Source organism: Brucella anthropi (genome assembly GCF_046630315.1).
GTDB lineage: Bacteria > Pseudomonadota > Alphaproteobacteria > Rhizobiales > Rhizobiaceae > Brucella > Brucella anthropi_A.
This window is the reverse complement of the sequence record NZ_LQBD01000019.1, coordinates 14,836-28,669: the sequence shown is the minus strand read 5'-3', so window position 1 is coordinate 28,669 and position 13,834 is coordinate 14,836. Positions and strand designations below refer to the sequence as shown.

Here is a 13,834-nt window from a genome sequence, read left to right as displayed (position 1 = left end):
CCGTCATCGGCCAAAGCAGTGCCGCGCCGGTGCCGGTGGCATTGGTGTAGGTGTCAACTAATAGCACCCGAGGGAAACCATGAAACTTCGCCGCCTGCGCATCCACAATTTCCGGTCTATTGTCGATGCTGACATCGAGGTTCACGACTACACAATGATCGTGGGTGCCAATAACGCGGGCAAGAGCAACATTGTTGCCGCGCTCCGGGCGTTCTATGAGGACTTCAAGCATTCAGGCGACGATCTTCCCAAGATGAAGGGCGTACAGACTGACGAATCCTGGGTTGAACTGACTTTCGATTTGTCCGAAATTGAATGGGAGGGGTTGGCGGACAAATACAAGGCAGGTGTGGCTGGTTATAGCCTCACCGTCCGTCGCTACTTCGCGTCCCCCGAAAAGGAAAGATTTAAGCCAAGCCAAAGCAACATTTACGCCATCATCAATGGTGAGCCCGAGAAAGAATTGTTCTATGGAGCGAAGAACGTCGGTACCGCTAAGGTCGGCAGCGTCATATACATTCCGGCACTCACTACCGCTGCGGAGCAGATGAAAACCAGCGGCCCGTCGCCCTTGCGGGATATGCTTAATCTGATGCTAAAGCGTGTGATCGCGGACAGCCCCGCATTCAAGGAAATGGAAGGCGCATTCGGAAAGTTGAACGACGAGGCATGTGGAGAACAGGGCTTCTTGACTCAGATTTCTAAGCCTATCAACCAATCCATCGAGCAATGGGGCATTCGATTCGACATGGGAGTGAACCCTGTCGCACCGGAGGACATCACTAAGAACCTAATCCGGCATGGCTTCGTGGACGCCATGCTTGGAGAAACATCGTTTGCACTCGATCGTTATGGGCATGGGTTCCAGCGATCATTCCTGTATGAACTTATCAAGCTCGCGCCCAGCTTTACCGAAAGCAAGGTGGCGGGGAAAAAGGAATTCGACCCTGATTTTACCCTCATCCTGTTTGAGGAACCGGAAGCATTTTTGCATCCAGCTCAACAAGAGAATATGGCTTACCACCTGCGCAGGTTGGGAGCGGGAGATGCTCAGCAGGTCATTGTGACCAGCCATTCGCCAATCTTCGTAGGCAAGGTGGCGGACGATCTGTGCCAGATTGTTCGTGTCCGCCGCAATAATGGTGTGAGTAGCATTGGCCAGGTCAAGAAGACCGACCTTGGTAAGGTACTTGGTCAAGGATACGAGTTCAAGAATTGGTTGGAAAATTATGTTAACGACGCAGCGGTGGCGGAGAGTGCAAAGGGAAACGCCAGGAAACTGCTAAAAGGCGCAACCGAAGACGCGGTGATTGCGGAACAGGAGGAGAGATTCCGCTATCAGCTCTGGTTAGATTCCGAGCGGGCCTCCATGTTCTTCGCCGACCGCGTGCTGCTTGTGGAGGGGGCCACCGAAAAAGCCTTGTTCGCGTGGCTGTTCGCACGGGACTGGCATGACTTGAGCCGCCATCGTGTGGCGATTGTCGATGCGATGGGGAAATACAATCTTCATCGCTATATTGCTCTACTTGAAGGATTCGGCATCCCGTATGGTTTGATGCTTGATGACGATCAGGATAAGGACCACCACAAGGTGGTGAATGAAATGCTGAGGAGTAAGGCTGGCCCAAGTCGCCTTGCGGAGCCTTGTTTCGTCGATAGCTGTATGGAGAAGTTCCTCGGATTGAACTTACCTGTTCGGGACGACCAGAAGCCAGTTCACACTCTGAAGGCTATTGAGGATGGGGGCATAGCTAAAGAAAAGCTCGACGAGCTTCGCAAATTGTTCCTTAAGTCTTTGGCGCTCGAAGCGGAGCCGCTCGTCGCTTAGTAAATGACCATGCCGCTAATCATCATCGAAACCCAAGGCTACTGTGAGCGGTGCATGAACGATCGCATTCGTAGATGAGGCAGATTCTCTAGATTGCTCTTGGTATTTTTCATGGTATCAAAACCATTCTTCGAGTTAAATTGCTGAATTTCCTACAGAAAACTTGGTTGTTGAGTATGGAGTGGGAATGATTCAGGTCCTTGAGGAATCGACATGCAATAATTTTTGCGACGATGCCCATCGATTTTTATCGGTGGGCATCGTCATATCTGTCATAACGAATTTTTGCCCATCCCCCTATTTTTAGGGTATAATTGATAGGGCGCCGGATAAGGTATATCGCCTATTTTATGCTCCCAGACTGGTCACGTCGCGCTTTATTATAGAGTCTTTGTTCTCCTGTGTCGCTCGCGGCGCTCTTGATCTGTTTTCCCAGCAATTGTGACAGCACTCGCCTTGCATTGGCAGCGCAATCGATATCGTCCGGCTTGGCCGTGATCTCTTCGATTAGCCCGACAAGTTGCGCCTTGCTGTGAGCGAGACGTGCTTCCAATGCGGAAATATCCGCCACTTTACGCTCAAGGGTTTCGATCAGCGCATCGTGCTGCCAATCTTCCAGATTCGATGGAAGGAGTGTGCGGATTTCGTCGAGGCTGAAGCCGGCATTTTGAGCTGTCGTTATCAGTTCGAGCACGAGCACTGCTTCCGGCGGATAGGTTCTATAGCCGTTCGGTCGGCGGTCCACCGTCTTCAGGAGGCCGGCGCTTTCATAGAAGCGTATGCGCGAGCTGGTGAGGCCAGTCCTTTTCGCTAATTCTCCGATATTCATGGTCGCGATTCTCTCAGAAAGCCTATTGACCTTAAAGTTAACTAAAAGGTTATAGTCTGTCCATATCCTCATTAGGAGAGACATATATGCTGCTTTTTTCCCCATTGACCTTGTCAAATGGCGCCATCATTCCAAACCGCATTGCCAAGGCGGCCATGGAAGAGAACATGGCCGACCATGATCATGCACCTTCTGCCGAACTCATCAAACTCTATCGCTCCTGGGCTGAAGGTGAAGTGGGGTTGATCATCACCGGCAATGTGATGGTCGACGCCAGGGCCATGACCGGCCCGGCGGGCGTTGTATTGGAAGATGATCGTCATCTCGACCGCTTCAGGAACTGGGCTGATGCTGCACGGGCGGGTGGTGCTCAGGTATGGATGCAGATCAATCATCCCGGACGTCAGATGCCGGCAGGGCTGGGCCAGGAAACGCTGGCACCTTCCGCTGTAGCCCTTGATCTCGGTGGGCAGTCGAAGCAATTCCCCGTGCCGCGGGAGATGACCGTAGCCGACATCGCCGAGGTCGAGCGGCGCTTTGTGGCAACCGCAGTCCTTGCAGAACGTGCGGGCTTCAACGGCATCGAGATACATGCAGCACACGGCTATTTGTTGAGCCAGTTCCTGTCGCCGCTGGCTAACCACCGCAAGGATCGGTGGGGTGGCAACGTGGAAAACCGTGCTCGTCTCCTTCTCGACATCGTGCGCGGTGTGCGGGCTGCTGTCTCTCCGGGCTTTGCGGTTTCTGTCAAGCTGAACTCGGCAGATTTCCAGCGAGGCGGTTTTTCGCCAGTGGATGCAAGGGCGGTCGTCGAAATGCTCGGCAAGCTCAACGTCCATCTCGTGGAGCTTTCAGGCGGGAGTTATGAAGCACCGGCGATGATGGGGCACGCAAGGGATGAGCGAACCCTGGCGCGCGAGGCATATTTCCTTGAATTCGCGCGCGAGATTGCCGAGGTCGCAACCATGCCGCTGATGGTTACGGGTGGCATCAGGCGGCGTGAAGTGGCGGAGCAGGTTATCGAAAGCGGCGTCGCCATGGCGGGGATTGCCACCGCGCTTGCGATCGAACCGAATCTGCCGCGCTATTGGAGGCTAGGCAGAACGGATGCTCCTGCACTCAAACCCATTACGTGGAAGAACAAACCTGTCGCTTCGATTGCGCATATGGCTGCCGTTCGATATCAGATGGTGCGATTGAGCCGCGGTCGTCGCACAGTACCCAATGTGTCCCCAATATGGGCGCTTCTTACCTCCCAATTGTCTCAGAAACGTAGTGCCCGGCAATATCGTCTCTGGATGGAGAACCGAAAGGCGACTGTTCCGTCAAGCGGTTCGGAAGGCAGTTGCGCGCGCGTATGTTAATGTTTGACCTTCAAGCTTATTCAAGCGTCGTGGTGTCTGGGCGACCGATACATCGCCAATCCCGTTAGGAGTGAACCGGTTATCGAAGGGAGTCATCGTTTATAGCTCAACTCTTTACAGAGGTCGAGTTTGGCGAATAGTTGGTCGCGGTTCTCAAGGACGGCTATGATGATCGTTTTCGGCTGAACCTGGACTTTGATGAGTTGGCCCCGGATCCGGCCACAGGCAATTGAAGCGCGCCTTGTTTGGTTTTACTATTCTTCCGGGCCATGCATTTTTACGTCAGCCTGCACCGATTGGAGGATATGGTCGGCGTTTGGTTGCGCGTTTACTTTCACCGTGAAATGCCGCTCACGCAAATTTCTTTCAACCTATCCTGTTGACGACGGCTTTGCATTCATTCATGTCGTAATTCGACTATTTGCTGTTACAGCCCGGAAATCCCCAAAATGACCGAACGTCTCTCCCTCGCACGCGACCGTATCAATGTCCTTCTGCTGGAGGGCATCAATCAAACTGCTGTCGATTATTTCAGAGCCTCAGGCTACACCAATGTCACCCATTTGCCGAAAGCGCTGGACAAGGCCGATCTGATTGACGCCATTGCTTCCGCGCATATCGTCGGCATTCGTTCCCGGACGCAATTGACCGAAGAGATTTTTGCCGCCGCAAACCGCCTGATCGCGGTCGGTTGCTTCTCGGTCGGAACCAATCAGGTTGAACTGAAAGCCGCACGCAAGCGCGGCATCCCGGTTTTCAATGCCCCGTTTTCGAATACCCGCTCCGTCGCAGAACTGGTGATCGGCGAAATCATCATGCTGATGCGCCGTATTTTTCCGCGTTCGGTTTCCGCGCATGCCGGTGGCTGGGACAAAACGGCGACCGGCAGCCGTGAAGTGCGCGGCAAGACGCTGGGTATCGTCGGTTATGGCAATATCGGTTCGCAGGTCGGCAATCTTGCCGAGAGCCTTGGTATGACCGTGCGCTATTTCGACACTTCCGATAAACTGCAATATGGCAATGTCAAACCGGCTGCGAGCCTTGATGAACTGCTCAAGACTTCGGACGTCGTCAGCCTGCATGTGCCGTCCAACAAGTCGACTTCCAAACTGATTACCGAAGCAAAGCTGCGCAAGATGAAGAAAGGCGCCTTTCTCATCAACAATGCACGCGGCACGGTTGTCGATCTGGAAGCTCTGGCAAAGGTCTTGCAGGAAGGCCATCTCGCAGGTGCCGCCATCGATGTGTTCCCGGTTGAGCCAGCGTCCAACAACGACAAGTTTGTCTCGCCGATTCAGGGGCTGGAGAATGTCATTCTCACGCCGCATATCGGCGGTTCGACGGAAGAAGCGCAGGAACGGATTGGCACGGAAGTCACCCGAAAACTGGTCGAGTATTCCGATGTCGGCTCCACGCTGGGGGCTGTCAATTTCCCGCAAGTGCAATTGCCGCCACGCCCGACGGGTACGCGCTTCATGCATGTGCATGAAAACCGCCCCGGCATTCTCAACAGCCTCGTGAATGTTTTCTCGACGCACAATATCAACATCGCCAGTCAGTTTCTGCAGACCGATGGCGAAGTGGGCTATCTTGTCATGGAAGCCGATGGTGTAGGCGAGGCCAGCGAAACGGTGTTGCAGGCCATTCGCGAAATTCCCGGCACCATCCGCGCCCGCCTGCTTTATTGAGCGATTGTCGCAGCGCCAATTATCTCTGGCGCTGCGATTTCTCATAGCGTTTGATGAGGCGATCCCGGCGCAGCCGTGAAAGGCGCTGAATCCAGAAAATGCCGTCAAGCTGGTCTATTTCGTGCTGATGGCAGACCGCGAGCAAGCCTTCCGATTCCTCGGTTTGCTCCTGGCCATTGAGGTCTTGATAGCGAATTTTGATACGGGCATGACGCTCGACATCGTCGACCAGGCCCGGCATCGAGACGCTGCCCTCCTGATGACGAAGCTTGTCTTCGGAGGCGGAAACAATCTCTGGATTTACATAAAATTTCGGCCCCGTTTCCGCAGATAATTCAAGCACGACCAAACGCTTCGATACACCTATATGAGGCGCGGTGATGCCGATTCCGGGCGCTGCACGCATCGTATCGAGAAGATCGTTTGCCAGTTCCAGCAAGGCGTTATCAAACAGCGTGACACGCTCCGCAACGGCATGCAGTCGTTTATCCGGATAGGTTACGATCGGGCGAATGGTCATTTGGCCTCACAATGTGCACGCGATTCAACCAGAGCATTTCCGAGCCAAAAGTGCGAATCGGTTTTGCGTGAGGATAATGCGACAAAACAGATAGTTGGAGCGGTTCCAGTGATTCCATTTTAACCGGAGCCGCTCTAAAACCGTGCGCAATCTTTTGGCCGATTTTCACCGTGACTTGCAAACACTATCGTAGGTGACTGTCACAATCCTCGCGCTATGACGAGACGCTGCACGTCGCTGGTGCCTTCGTAAATCTGGCAGACGCGAACATCGCGGTAAATGCGCTCGACGGGATAATCCGCCAGATATCCATAGCCGCCATGAATCTGGATTGCCGCCGAGCAGACCTGTTCAGCCATTTCGGAAGCGACGAGTTTGGCCATCGAGGCTTCTGTCAGGCAAGGCTTGCCTGCCTCACGCAAGGCGGCTGCATGAAGCACCATCTGGCGGGCCGTCTCGATCTTCGTTGCCATGTCGGCAAGCCTGAATGCGACCGCCTGATGTTCGATGATGGGCTTGCCGAAAGTAATGCGCTCTTTGGCGTAAGCACATGCAGCTTCAAATGCCGCGCGCGCCATGCCGACCGATTGTGCGGCAATGCCGATCCGCCCGCCTTCCAGATTGGCAAGGGCGATCTTGTAGCCTTCCCCCTCTTCGCCCAGCCGGTTTTCCGCTGGAATGCGCATTTCGGTAAAGGCGAGCGCACAGGTATCCGACGCATGTTGTCCGAGCTTGTGTTCGACCGACACAACCTCGTAACCCGGCGTATCGGTTGGCACGATGAAAGCCGAAATCCCCTTTTTGCCCGCCGACGGATCGGTAATGGCAAACACAATCACGACGCTGCCGTTCTTGCCCGATGTGATGAACTGCTTGGAACCGTCGATTACATAATGGTCGCCATCGCGACGGGCGCGGGTTTTGAGAGCGGAAGCATCCGAGCCCGCCTGCGGCTCCGTCAAAGCAAACCCGCCGATCCACTCGCCGGAAGCCATCTTGGGCAGGAAACGCTGCTTCTGCTCTTCAGTGCCGAAACGCAGGATCGGAGCGCAGCCCACGGATGAATGGACCGAGACGATGGTGGAACATGCACCATCGCCAGCGGCAATTTCTTCCAGTGCGAGCGCGTAGGCAACCGTGCCGAGATCGGAACCGCCCCATTCTTCCGGCACCAGCATTCCGAGAAAGCCAAGCCCACCCATTTCGGCAAGCTCTGCCCGTGGGAAAGCATGTTCCCTGTCACGTGCGGCAGCTCCCGGCGCGAGCCGCTCCTGCGCAAACTGCCGGGCGGCGTCGCGAATCTGCTCCTGCGTATCGGTCAGGATCATCAGACGATCCTCTCGATGCCGACAGCGGTTGCTTCGCCGCCACCAAGGCAGATTCCAGCCACGCCGCGCTTCAAGCCATGGGTCTCGAGGGCCGAAAGCAGGGTGACGAGGATACGCGCTCCCGATGCGCCGATAGGATGGCCAAGGGCACAGGCGCCACCGTGAATATTGACCTTGTCGTGCGGCAGATCGAGATCGCGCATGGCGGCCATGGTTACGACTGCAAAAGCCTCGTTGATCTCGAAGAGATCGACGCTCTTCAGGTCCCAGCCGATTTTCGCCGACAGCTTGCTTATGGCGCCGATCGGGGCGGTCGGGTAGAGATTCGGCTTGTCGGCATGGGTGGCATGGCCGACCAGAACCGCACGCGGCGTAAGCCCGCGTTTTTCTGCTTCGGATGAACGCATGAGGACAAGGGCCGCCGCGCCATCGGAGATAGAGGAAGAGTTGGCTGCCGTCACGGTGCCGCCATCGCGAAATGCCGGGCGCAGTGTTGGTATCTTGTCCAGCTTTGCCTTGCCGGGCTGTTCATCGATGGAAATTTCAACCTCGTTACGCCCGTTCTTCACGGTAACGGGGGTGATTTCGGCAGCAAAAAGACCGTTCTTGATGGCATTCTGCGCACGCGTCAGGGAGGCTATGGCGAATTCATCCTGGGCTTCGCGGGTGAACTGATAGGTTTCCGCGCAATCTTCGGCAAAGGTGCCCATCAGGCGGCCTTTATCATAGGCATCTTCAAGTCCGTCGAGGAACATATGGTCGATAATCTGGCCATGTCCCATACGATACCCGCCACGTGCCTTTGGCAGCAGATAGGGGGAATTGGTCATGCTTTCCATGCCGCCCGAAACGATGACATCGGCAGAACCTGCCAGCAGCAGATCATGCGCAAGCATGGTTGCCTTCATGCCCGAGCCGCACATCTTGTTGACGGTCGTGGCACCCGTCGAGACCGGCAATCCCGCCTTTATGGAAGCCTGACGTGCCGGTGCCTGCCCCTGACCGGCGGGCAGGACGCAGCCCATATAGACATCCTCGACCGCTTCCGGGGCGAGGCCCGCGCCGGCCAGCGCTCCGCGAATGGCGGCAGCACCGAGATCGGTTGCCTGTGCATTGGCGAAATCGCCCTGAAAGCCGCCCATGGGCGTGCGGGATGCGCCGACAATGACAATAGGATAGCTGTTGGACATTGTGGTTCCTCGTTGGTTCTTTCTCTACGCAATTCCGGACGGAAAACCCGTTTCCACTTTTCCTGGAATTGCTTTATTTCGCTGCCATGCGCAGTGCGCCGTCCAGACGGATGACTTCACCGTTCAGCATCTGGTTTTCCACGATATGACGCGCCAGCGCCGCATATTCTTCCGGGCGTCCGAGGCGAGGCGGGAACGGCACGGAGGCGCCAAGCGCATCCTGCACTTCCCGCGGCATGCCCGCCATCATCGGCGTGGCGAAAATTCCGGGCGCGATCGTCATGACACGAATGCCGTGACGCGCCAGTTCGCGCGCCACGGGCAAGGTCATGGCAGCGACGCCGCCCTTGGAAGCGGAATAGGCCGCCTGACCGATCTGGCCGTCAAAGGCTGCAACCGACGCCGTATTGATAATGACGCCGCGCTCTCCGCCTTCGCCAGATTCGTTCTTTGCCATGGCTTCGGCGGCCAGGCGCAGCATGTTGAAAGTGCCGATCAGATTGATCGAGATCGTACGTGCGAAGCTTTCGAGCTTGTGCGCACCGTCGCGGCCGAGAACCTTTTCACCCGGCGCAACACCGGCACAGTTGACGAGCACATCAATATGCCCGAAAGCTTCCAGTGCGGCATCGATGGCAGCCTTGCCGTCCGTATCGCTGGTGACGTCGGTGCGGTGAAACTTTGCCGCCGCGCCAAGTGCCTTGGCCTGCGCTTCACCCGCTTCCGCATTCACATCGATCAGCAAAACTTTGCCGCCGGTTTCGACGGCCATTTTCGCAACCGCGGCACCGAGGCCGGAACCTGCGCCGGTAATCAGAAATACCCGATCCTTAATCTGCATATTCTTGTCCTCAGGCCTTCGTTTGTTGCTGTTTGTCGATTTCCGCCTTGCGCAGAAGAAACCGTTGGATTTTTCCACTTGGCGTCTTGGGAAGTTCGCTCAGGAAGTCAATTTCACGCGGGTAGGAATGGGCGGAGAGCCGTTTCTTCACATGCAGTGCCAGCTCGTCCTTCAGTTCCTGCGTACCTTCGAAACCGGGCGCAAGAATAACGAATGCCTTCACAATTTCCGTCCGCTGCGGATCGGGAACGCCGACGACCGCCGCTTCATTGACGGCTGCGTGTTCAAGAAGGGCACTCTCGACATCGAAAGGTCCGATGCGATAGCCGGAAGATGTTATAACGTCATCGGCGCGGCCAATGAAGCTGATCGAACCATCCGGCTCAAACTCCACTGTATCGCCGGTGCGATAATAACCATCAGCGATAGCCGGGGTTTCTTGGCGGTAATAGCCGGAAAACCAGAGAAGCGGTGACTTCGCAATGTCGACCGCGAGAATGCCCGGCTGGTTTGGGCCCAGCTCATTGCTTTGGTCATCCAGAACGGCGACGCGATAACCGGGCATTGCATAGCCAGCCGAACCGTGCCGAACGACATGTTCGAGGCCATGATGATTGTTCACGACCATGCCGAGTTCGGTCTGGCCATAATGATCATGGATAGGTGTGCCAAGATGCGCATCGAACCAGCGAATGACTTCCGGGTTAAGCGGCTCCCCGGCACTCGAAACGACGCGCAGCCGGCCTTTGACACGCCTTGCTGCCTCTGGTCCCTCCGCCATCAGCAGACGGAAGGCGGTTGGTGAACCGGCCAGGCTGGTGACGCCGAGGCGCTCGATGATGTCGTAGGTGCTTTCAGCGGTGAAGCCGCCTTCATAAAGCGTTGTTGCCATGCCAAGCTGCAATGGACCGGTCACGGCATAATAAAGACCATATGCCCAGCCCGGATCGGCAATATTCCAGAAAACATCGTCTGAACGCAGCCCGATGGCTTCGCGCATATAGGCGCCGAATGCCAGAAGGGCGTAAAGAGGAACCGGAACACCTTTGGGCAGGCCCGCCGTGCCGGACGTCGACATCATCATGAACAGGTCGCTGTCCTTGCGAAGCACCGGTGGGCAATCAACCGACGCAGCAGCAGTCGCTGCGCGATAATCGATGTCACCGGCCGGCAGGCTTTCGCCGGATGCCAGAACGATCGCCACCCGTGGGCAATTTTCAACTTCTGTCAGTTTGGAGCGGTTGGCCGTGTTCGTGACGACCAGTTTTGCGCCGCTTGTCTTCAGGCGGTGCTCGATTGCTTTCGGACCAAAGGCGGTGAAAAGCGGCTGATAGATCGCGCCGATACGCCATGCGCCGAGAATGGTTGCGATGAGTTCCGGCGTGCGCGGCAACAGGCCCGCGACCACATCGCCAGAGCCGACGCCTGCATCTTTCAGCATATTGCCGACACGGGCGGCCATATCGCGCAGGTTCTCGAAGGTGAATTCGGAAAGTTCGCCATTGGCCGCTATTGCGCGCAGGGCCACGCGATTATCGCCGGTGTGCCGGTCGCAGCATTCAACACAGGCATTGAGGCCGGTTTCAGGATTGCCCTCAAGCTTAGCAATGGCATCTTCGATGCGAAATTGCGCAACGGCGTCATCATAACGTGCCAGCCGCGCTGAAACGGGTGTTTCAGTCATTCCAGTATAACCTCCCAGGCCGCCACCTCCTCGTGGCCGACATGGTCAAAGGTTAATCATTCGCGCATTGCAAACAATGACATGAGATGCATAAATGTGTGATCGATTTTACAATAAGGACTTGCATGGAACGCCATAATATAGCGCCTGGCTTTGTTGAGGATGCGCTGGAAAGCGTGCGCAGCCGGGGGATGGACACGGCTCCCCTCATGGCAATGATCGGCCTGCCGGAACATGTGACCGAACCAGTCACCAATGTCGAATATGGCCGCCTATGGTGGCTGATCGCCGAAACGATTGATGATGAATTCTTCGGGCTTGCGGCGCGGCCGATGCGTCCCGGCAGCTTCAACCTGCTTTGTCATGCCGTGCTGCATGCGGGCACGCTGGAACGCGCCTTGCGACGCGCCTTGCAGTTTCTCAATGTGGTGCTGGATGATCCGCACGGCGAATTGCGCGTTCGCGATGGCATGGCCCATATTGTGCTGACCGATGCCGGATCTCCGCGACCGGCTTTTGCCTACCGTGCCTATTGGCTGATCCTGATGGGGGTCGCGTGCTGGCTCGTCGGCCGGCGCATTCCGTTGCGCACGCTCGACTTTGCATGTCCCGCTCCGGTGCACCGGCAGGATTATCACAAGTTTTTCGGTGCACCCGTCCTGTTCGATCAGCCAGTGACACGACTGGTCTTCTCTTCATCCTACCTGTCGCTGCCGATCGTTCGCAGCGATGTGGCACTGGAAAGTTTTCTGCGCGAAGCTCCCGCCAATATTCTGATCCGCTATCGCCATGATGACGATCTTTCCGCGAGGGTGCGCGCGCAGCTCAGCGCCTTACCAACCGCCGACTGGCCATCTTTCGACGAACTGGCAGGCAGGCTTGGCATGTCCGCACCAACCTTGCGTCGCAGGCTGCGTGGGGAAGGGCAGAGTTTCGGGACAATCAAGGACGAACTGCGTTTCGTGATTGCCGAAAGGCTATTGCAGGAAAACAGGCTCAGTGTGGCCGAAGTGGCTGCCGAACTTGGCTATAGTGAGCCGAGCGCCTTTTATCGCGCATTTCATAAATGGATGGGACAAAGCCCGGGACGGTTTCGGACCATGCAGCAGGAGGAATAAAAATGCCGGGCGTCCCTAACGGACGCTAAACGGCCTTCCTGGCTATAGAATCCACGCATCGGCCCGAAAATCAGTTCCGATTTTCGGGCCGATGCCAGCCCGGCATTTTGCTGCTTGGGAGGCAGGATCAGTCTTCCTTGATCATGCTGTCCTTGCTCGTATCCCGCATGCGCAGATAAACGATCAGGGAAATGCCGATCATGATGGTGACATACCAGTAGAAGCCGCGTTCCCAGCCGCCATTCTTGAAGCTCAGCGCCACATATTCGGCAGTGCCGCCAAAGAGCGTATTGGCAAGCGCATAGGGCAGGGCCACGCCGAGTGCACGAATGTGCGCCGGGAAAAGTTCCGCTTTCACCACAGCATTGATCGAGGTGTAACCGGTGACGATGATGAGCGCACCCATGACCAGAAGCCCGGCGGTTATGGGGTCGCGGGTCTGTTCCAGTGTCGTGAAGATAGGATAGGTGAAAAGAACACCTGCGACGCCAAACGCGATCATCAATGGCTTGCGGCCGATCTTGTCCGACAAGGCACCGGCGACGGGTTGCAGGCACATGAAGACGAACAATGTCACGGCGTTGATCTGGCTTGCCACTTCCCGGCTGAAACCGGACGTGTTCACCAGAAACTTCTGCATGTAAATCGAATAAGCATAGAATGCGAGCGTGCCGCCGGCGGTCAAGAGCATGACCAGAGCGGTTTCCTTCGGATGATACTTGATAAGCGTCCAGAAACCGGATTTGGGAGCATCATTGGCCTTTGCATTCTTGAAGCTTTCGGTTTCCGCAAGGCCGCGGCGCAGCCAGAACACGACAACGGCAAGCAGGGCGCCGATGAAGAAGGGAATACGCCAACCCCAGGATTCCAGTGCGGGAGTTTCCATGGTCGACTGAAGCACGATCAGAAGCAGGATCGCGAGAAGCTGTCCTGAAATCAGCGTGACATACTGGAAGGAGGAGAAGAAGCCGCGACGATCCTTGCCTGCCATTTCGGACAGGTATGTGGCGCTGGCACCGTATTCACCGCCAACCGACAGGCCCTGCATCAAGCGGGCGATCACGAGGAGGGCGGGGGCTGCCAGCCCGATGGTCTGATAGTCCGGCGTAAGCGCAATGATGAGCGAACCGGCGCACATCAGCGTCACGGACAGCGCCAGACCTGCCTTGCGACCCTTGCGGTCGGCATAAATCCCCATGATCCAGGCGCCGATGGGGCGCATGACGAAGCCGACAGCAAAGACTGCGGCAGCACTCATGAGCTGCGCGGTCTGGCTTTCGGACGGGAAGAAGTGCGGTGCGAAATAGAGCGCAAATGCTGCGTAGACATACCAGTCGAACCATTCGACCAGATTGCCGGTCGAGCCGCCGATAATGGATTTCAGGCGGCTGTTGGTGCTTCGCACGTCACTCCGTTCGTTTGTAATTGAGACCATGGGTTGCTC

General features: G+C 56.4%; 11 protein-coding genes. 4 read left to right on the top strand and 7 right to left on the bottom strand.

The features are described 5' to 3' along the window. Positions 1 to 79: 79 nt before the first annotated feature. The gene (locus AVM02_RS11765) at positions 80 to 1,828 is read left to right on the top strand and encodes an ATP-dependent nuclease (RefSeq protein WP_032957520.1); all 1,749 of its coding nucleotides are present in this window, start codon (positions 80 to 82) and stop codon (positions 1,826 to 1,828) included. A 343-nt stretch (positions 1,829 to 2,171) separates the two neighbouring features. Here AVM02_RS11765 and AVM02_RS11760 read toward each other — a convergent pair whose 3' ends face one another. Beyond that, a complete protein-coding gene (locus AVM02_RS11760) occupies positions 2,172 to 2,657 on the bottom strand; it encodes a MerR family transcriptional regulator (protein ID WP_411507150.1) in 486 nt (161 codons plus the stop codon). Positions 2,658 to 2,743: 86 nt separating this feature from the next. Between AVM02_RS11760 and AVM02_RS11755 the strand changes: the two genes are divergently transcribed. Both AVM02_RS11755 and serA read left to right on the top strand, forming a co-directional pair. Next, positions 2,744 to 4,021, top strand: a complete 1,278-nt coding sequence (locus AVM02_RS11755; RefSeq protein WP_411507149.1) for an NADH:flavin oxidoreductase/NADH oxidase family protein — start codon at positions 2,744 to 2,746, stop codon at positions 4,019 to 4,021. A gap of 449 nt (positions 4,022 to 4,470) precedes the next feature. Further along, positions 4,471 to 5,709 (top strand): phosphoglycerate dehydrogenase, encoded by a 1,239-nt coding sequence (gene serA / locus AVM02_RS11750; RefSeq protein ID WP_411507148.1) that lies wholly within the window; start codon positions 4,471 to 4,473, stop codon positions 5,707 to 5,709. 19 nt (positions 5,710 to 5,728) lie between these two features. Here the strand turns inward: serA and AVM02_RS11745 are convergent, their stop codons facing one another. The 5 genes from AVM02_RS11745 to AVM02_RS11725 form a co-directional block, all read right to left on the bottom strand. Continuing rightward, complete coding sequence (locus AVM02_RS11745; protein WP_411507147.1) at positions 5,729 to 6,229, bottom strand: peptide deformylase; 501 nt, start codon at positions 6,227 to 6,229, stop codon at positions 5,729 to 5,731. A gap of 200 nt (positions 6,230 to 6,429) precedes the next feature. Continuing rightward, positions 6,430 to 7,557: an acyl-CoA dehydrogenase family protein gene (locus AVM02_RS11740; protein ID WP_411507146.1), complete on the bottom strand. Its 1,128-nt coding sequence runs from the start codon at positions 7,555 to 7,557 to the stop codon at positions 6,430 to 6,432. Beyond that, positions 7,557 to 8,747 carry an acetyl-CoA C-acyltransferase gene (locus AVM02_RS11735; RefSeq protein ID WP_411507145.1) on the bottom strand — a complete coding sequence of 397 codons (1,191 nt, stop codon included), beginning with the start codon at positions 8,745 to 8,747 and terminating at the stop codon, positions 7,557 to 7,559. Before AVM02_RS11735 ends, AVM02_RS11740 begins: the two co-directional genes overlap by 1 nt. Positions 8,748 to 8,820: 73 nt before the next feature. Then, positions 8,821 to 9,588, bottom strand: a complete 768-nt coding sequence (locus AVM02_RS11730; RefSeq protein WP_411507144.1) for a 3-hydroxyacyl-CoA dehydrogenase — start codon at positions 9,586 to 9,588, stop codon at positions 8,821 to 8,823. Positions 9,589 to 9,598: 10 nt separating this feature from the next. Beyond that, positions 9,599 to 11,272, bottom strand: coding sequence for an acyl-CoA synthetase (locus tag AVM02_RS11725; RefSeq protein ID WP_411507143.1), 1,674 nt, complete (start codon positions 11,270 to 11,272; stop codon positions 9,599 to 9,601). A 125-nt stretch (positions 11,273 to 11,397) separates the two neighbouring features. On the opposite strand from AVM02_RS11725, the gene AVM02_RS11720 reads away from it, so the two are divergent. Continuing rightward, on the top strand, positions 11,398 to 12,390 hold the full coding sequence (locus AVM02_RS11720) for an AraC family transcriptional regulator (protein ID WP_411507142.1): 993 nt from the start codon (positions 11,398 to 11,400) through the stop codon (positions 12,388 to 12,390). Between the two features lie 127 nt (positions 12,391 to 12,517). Here the strand turns inward: AVM02_RS11720 and AVM02_RS11715 are convergent, their stop codons facing one another. Then, positions 12,518 to 13,825: an MFS transporter gene (locus AVM02_RS11715; RefSeq protein WP_411507141.1), complete on the bottom strand. Its 1,308-nt coding sequence runs from the start codon at positions 13,823 to 13,825 to the stop codon at positions 12,518 to 12,520. Positions 13,826 to 13,834 lie beyond the last annotated feature (9 nt).

Coding starts and splice junctions, on each gene's coding strand:
- AVM02_RS11735 (WP_411507145.1), bottom strand. CDS start 8,747: ATGTCCAACAGCTATCCTATTGTCATTGTCGGCGCATCCCGCACGCCC.
- AVM02_RS11755 (WP_411507149.1), top strand. CDS start 2,744: ATGCTGCTTTTTTCCCCATTGACCTTGTCAAATGGCGCCATCATTCCA.
- AVM02_RS11720 (WP_411507142.1), top strand. CDS start 11,398: ATGGAACGCCATAATATAGCGCCTGGCTTTGTTGAGGATGCGCTGGAA.
- serA (WP_411507148.1), top strand. CDS start 4,471: ATGACCGAACGTCTCTCCCTCGCACGCGACCGTATCAATGTCCTTCTG.
- AVM02_RS11760 (WP_411507150.1), bottom strand. CDS start 2,657: ATGAATATCGGAGAATTAGCGAAAAGGACTGGCCTCACCAGCTCGCGC.
- AVM02_RS11725 (WP_411507143.1), bottom strand. CDS start 11,272: ATGACTGAAACACCCGTTTCAGCGCGGCTGGCACGTTATGATGACGCC.
- AVM02_RS11765 (WP_032957520.1), top strand. CDS start 80: ATGAAACTTCGCCGCCTGCGCATCCACAATTTCCGGTCTATTGTCGAT.
- AVM02_RS11740 (WP_411507146.1), bottom strand. CDS start 7,557: ATGATCCTGACCGATACGCAGGAGCAGATTCGCGACGCCGCCCGGCAG.
- AVM02_RS11730 (WP_411507144.1), bottom strand. CDS start 9,588: ATGCAGATTAAGGATCGGGTATTTCTGATTACCGGCGCAGGTTCCGGC.
- AVM02_RS11745 (WP_411507147.1), bottom strand. CDS start 6,229: ATGACCATTCGCCCGATCGTAACCTATCCGGATAAACGACTGCATGCC.
- AVM02_RS11715 (WP_411507141.1), bottom strand. CDS start 13,825: ATGGTCTCAATTACAAACGAACGGAGTGACGTGCGAAGCACCAACAGC.